Annotated in this window: 1 protein-coding gene; it reads right to left on the bottom strand. The window is 42.5% G+C overall.

The features are described 5' to 3' along the window. Positions 1-1121: zinc-dependent metalloprotease family protein (locus IX84_RS14545; RefSeq protein WP_044222200.1), on the bottom strand; the 1121-nt coding region annotated here is incomplete at both ends.

Raw genomic sequence — 1121 nt, 5'->3', positions numbered from 1 at the left:
AACTAGCAGTCAGTCTGATGAAGCCAGTCGGTTGGTTCTGAGGAACATCTACAGCCGGTAGAATAGCATCTTCCTCATAGGACAGCGTCTGAAAGGTATTCTGATGATCCCAGCTGATTTCCCAGTGATACTCAACAATGCCGTCTTGACAGCCTTCATAGTAAGAGGAATAAGTAAAAGAACCGATATTATCGTGATAAATATACAATGGCCCAGTGGCATTGGCATTAAATGGGGGGTCTGCAAATCCGCCCTCCACCATACCTCCAAATAGACTAATCGGGCAAGCTGTCTGGGCTATCATTCTAGCATTATTATGATCTTCTGTGCCAGTGGCAAATTCCTGATAAAGTCCTTCCGGATTAGAAAATCTCAATACCCTGCTTACACCAGCGTTCCCGTCCATGACAGTACTCATATATTGGGCACAAAAATTTTGCCCCTCACCAGATATTGGCAATGTGCATATTTCATAAGCATTAGCAAATCCGTGTGGGTCTTCTTCCTTTAAATGTCGGCAGCCAAGTAAGTGTCCTATTTCATGGGCAAAAATATCTGACGGAGCTTCTGTATCAATCACACTAAAAACCATATTCACGTCTGGTACACCATCTGTGAATCGGCCATCATTTATCATTGCAATTCCGCCTAGTTGCACGCCATCTGAAAAGAAATCCATGACTTGGAACAAGACAACCAAATCGGCATTATATTCATCTCTAAGGGCTGGAATATTTGGATTTTGTTCTAATTGGCCGCGAGCAGCAATCGCGTTGCCCATCTCTTCATACCCCTCCAACAATTCATATCCTGCAATTTCAGCCGAGACATTGGTATTAGGAATCGCAGATTCGGCAAGGGCAGTATTTAGGTCAGCTACCCCAAGTATTGCTTCTTGCTCATAATCTATCCCTGCGTCGAGTACTTCTTGTGAATAAAGTATTAATACGCTTATTATTGCATCACAGCTTTCTACTTCTTCATTGTCACCATCGTTTGGCCCCATTAAAACGTCTTCCTCTTCAAAAACTTCATCTTGATAACAACGCCCTACTACTTTCTCTTTATCTATTTCTATTAGAACCTGGTCATCATCTAACTCTGTACCCAAATCGCGAATA

The organism is Phaeodactylibacter xiamenensis, assembly GCF_000759025.1.
GTDB classification, from domain to species: Bacteria; Bacteroidota; Bacteroidia; order Chitinophagales; family Saprospiraceae; genus Phaeodactylibacter; species Phaeodactylibacter xiamenensis.
Note: the sequence above shows the minus strand (reverse complement) of the source record. Positions and strands in the feature narration are given on the sequence as shown.